2 protein-coding genes are annotated in these 3,871 nt (G+C 46.2%); both read left to right on the top strand.

Annotation, left to right across the window (positions count from 1 at the left end; translation table 11 throughout):
• The first annotated feature begins 283 nt into the window (after positions 1 to 283).
• Positions 284 to 1,258, top strand: a complete 975-nt coding sequence (locus VN105_RS06485; RefSeq protein ID WP_325639081.1) for a ribonucleoside-diphosphate reductase small subunit — start codon at positions 284 to 286, stop codon at positions 1,256 to 1,258.
• A gap of 39 nt (positions 1,259 to 1,297) precedes the next feature.
• Positions 1,298 to 3,670 carry a ribonucleoside-diphosphate reductase subunit alpha gene (locus VN105_RS06480; RefSeq protein WP_325639079.1) on the top strand — a complete coding sequence of 791 codons (2,373 nt, stop codon included), beginning with the start codon at positions 1,298 to 1,300 and terminating at the stop codon, positions 3,668 to 3,670.
• The last annotated feature ends 201 nt before the right edge of the window (positions 3,671 to 3,871 follow it).

Below are 3,871 nucleotides of genomic sequence, written 5' to 3'. Positions count from 1 at the left end.
TTCACATACAAAGGATATTGCATATGCACAAGGTGCAAAACCCGTGAAACACGCATTGCCACTGTACTTTCATTAATGTTGTATATCTTTTCCACACCTGTTAGTAACTAAAATTATGCTGGCTAAGCTGGATGCTTACATTTGTAATCCTGAGCGTATGGATTTTAGGAAACGGTGATGTTGAAATATGATTTTGAGGGAAACAGGACAGTGAGGATTTCAGTATGCTGACCCCAGAAAGAAAAACCAAAAACCTTCGACAGTACCCATAAAATAATTAAAGATGAGTAACGAGAATGAAATTCTTTTAAAAGAGAACAAGGACCGTTTTGTGCTATTGCCGATCAAATACCCGAAAATCTGGGAGCAATACAAGAAACATGAAGCCAGTTTCTGGACAGCAGAAGAAATAGATTTAAGCAGCGACCTTAAGGATTGGGCAGGCCTGAATGATGGAGAACGTCATTTCATTTCCCATGTACTGGCGTTTTTCGCTGCCAGCGACGGAATCGTTAATGAAAACCTGGCAGTAAACTTTATGAGTGAAGTGCAGATCCCGGAAGCCCGTTGCTTTTACGGCTTCCAGATCATGATGGAAAACATCCACTCTGAAACATACGCATTGCTGATTGACACCTACGTAAAAGACCCCGCGGAAAAAGACCGCCTGTTCCACGCGATAGATACCGTGCCCGCGGTAAAGAAAAAAGCAGAGTGGGCCCTGCGCTGGATCGAGAACGGCACCTTCGCTGAACGCCTGGTGGCTTTTGCTGCAGTAGAAGGGATCTTCTTCAGCGGCAGCTTCTGCTCTATCTTCTGGCTGAAGAAAAGAGGCCTGATGCCGGGACTGACCTTCTCTAACGAGCTGATCAGCCGGGATGAAGGCCTGCATTGCGAGTTCGCCTGCCTGCTATACAGCATGCTGGAAAACAAACTGAGTGAAGAACAGGTACACCAGATCATCCGTGATGCAGTAACCTACGAAAAAGAATTTATTACAGAAGCCCTGCCGGTTGGACTGATCGGTATGAACGCCGACCTGATGTCGCAATACATTGAATTTGTGGCCGACAGATGGATCGGGGAACTGGGCTATACCAAGATATTTAATGCGTCTAATCCTTTCGACTTCATGGAAATGATTTCCTTACAGGGTAAGACCAACTTCTTTGAAAAACGTGTGGGCGATTACCAGAAATCCGGCGTAATGGGTGGTACAAAAGAATCACAGACATTCAGCCTGGAAGAAGATTTTTAAAAACATTTTGAATTACTAACCTCTTAAATTCACAAACCCATGTTCGTAATCAAAAGAGATGGAAGGAAAGAAGCAGTGAAGTTTGACAAGATCACTGCGCGCATTGAGAAACTATGCTATGGCTTCAATACAGAATACGTAGATGCTATAGACGTAGCGAAAAAAGTAATACAAGGTTTGTATGATGGGGTAACCACCAGCGAACTCGATAACCTGGCTGCTGAAACAGCCGCATCCCTCACTACCAAACACCCGGATTATGCACTGCTGGCTTCGCGCATCGCAGTAAGCAATCTGCACAAGAATACCATCAAGTCGTTTTCCAAAACGATGAAGAAACTGTATGAATACATTGATCCCAAAACCGGCAAATCAGCAGCGCTGCTGTCTGACGACGTATGGGACATCATCAGGAAAAATGCAGAGATCCTGGATTCCAGCATCATTTACGACCGCGACTTTGCATTTGACTACTTCGGTTTCAAAACACTGGAACGCTCTTACCTGCTGAAAACAGACGGCAAAGTACAGGAACGTCCACAACATATGCTGATGCGCGTAGCCGTTGGTATTCATAAAGAAGACATCGACTCCGCCATCAAAACATATAACCTGATGAGCGAGCGCTGGTTCACACATGCCACACCTACCCTGTTCAACGCAGGTACGCCAAAACCACAGATGTCATCCTGCTTCCTGCTCACCATGCAGGACGACAGCATCGAAGGCATTTACGATACCCTGAAACAAACTGCGAAAATTTCACAGAGCGCAGGCGGTATCGGCTTAAGCATTCATAACATCCGCGCTACAGGATCTTATATCAGCGGTACCAACGGTACTTCCAACGGTATCATCCCCATGCTGCGCGTATTCAATGATACTGCGCGTTATGTAGACCAGGGCGGTGGCAAACGCAAAGGCGCTTTCGCTATTTATCTGGAACCATGGCATGCCGATATTTTCGAATTTCTGGACCTGCGTAAGAACCACGGTAAAGAAGAAATGCGCGCACGCGACCTGTTCTATGCCCTCTGGATGCCAGACCTGTTCATGAAACGCGTGGAATCCAATGGCGACTGGTCATTGTTCTGTCCTCATGAAGCACCGGGACTGCACGATTGCTGGGGTGAAAAATTTGAAACCCTGTACGAACAATACGAAAAAGAAGGACGCGCCCGTAAAACAGTAAAGGCACAGGACCTCTGGTTTGCCATCCTCGATGCGCAGATCGAAACCGGTAATCCTTACCTGCTGTATAAAGACGCCGCCAACCGCAAATCCAACCAGCAGAACCTGGGTACCATCAAGAGTTCCAACCTGTGTACTGAAATCATCGAATATACCGATGCAGATGAAGTAGCCGTTTGTAACCTGGCTTCCCTCGCACTGCCACGCTTTGTAATTGATGGTAAATTTGATCACCAGAAATTATACGAAGTAACTTACCAGGCTACCCTGAACCTCAACAAGATCATCGATAACAACTACTACCCTATTGAAGAGGCAAGACGCAGCAACCTGCGCCACCGCCCCGTAGGATTGGGTGTACAAGGGCTTGCTGATGCGTTTATCCTGATGCGTTATCCGTTTGAAAGCGATGAAGCTAAAAAACTGAACAGCGAAATATTTGAAACCATTTACTTCGCAGGTTTAAGCGCTTCCAACGCACTGGCCAAAGCAGAAGGCGCTTACGAAAGCTTCCCCGGCTCCCCGGCTTCCAAAGGTATCCTCCAGTTTGATATGTGGGATGTAAAACCTTCCGCACGCTGGGATTGGGACAGCCTGAAGCAATCTATCATAAAAGACGGTATCCGCAACTCCCTGTTGCTGGCGCCAATGCCTACTGCATCCACTTCACAGATCCTCGGCAATAACGAGTGCTTTGAACCATACACTTCCAACATCTACACCCGTCGTGTACTGAGTGGCGAATTTGTAGTGGTAAACAAACACCTGCTGAAAGACCTGGTAGAACTGGGACTGTGGGATAATGACATGAAAACAAAGATTATTTCACACAATGGCTCTATCCAGAACATTGCTGAAATACCTGCAAATATTAAAGAACTGTACAAAACAGTTTGGGAAATCAAACAACGTAACCTCATTGATATGGCGGCAGACCGCGGCGCGTTTATCTGCCAGTCGCAATCACTGAACCTGTTCGTTGACACGCCAACTACCGGCAAACTTACCTCCATGCACTTCTACGCCTGGAAGAAAGGACTGAAAACCGGTATGTACTACCTGCGTACGCAGGCTGCTACACAGGCTGTTCAGTTTACCGTGGAAAAACAAGGCGGTCAGCAGATCCAGCCAGTAGTTGCTACCGGCGGCAATACAGAAGAAGAGATTGTAGTGGGTGCTGTTTGCACTATGGAAGAAGGTTGCGTTACCTGCAGTGCATAAGGGTTTATGTAAGTATAAATGCGGATCCCTGGCCAAAACGGCCAGGGATTTTTTTGTGCTGAAAAATTTAGCCTGCCTTCTCATTAATAATTCCAAATATGCTCATTCCAAAACCGGTTGTCATTCATATTATGACTTCCCGTTAATTGGTTCTCATTTTTCATGAGACACGCCATCTTGAAATTATCGGAGATTTCCCAT

The organism is Chitinophaga sp. (assembly GCF_035564935.1).
Taxonomy (GTDB): Bacteria; Bacteroidota; Bacteroidia; order Chitinophagales; family Chitinophagaceae; genus Chitinophaga.
Note: the sequence above shows the minus strand (reverse complement) of the source record. Positions and strands in the feature narration are given on the sequence as shown.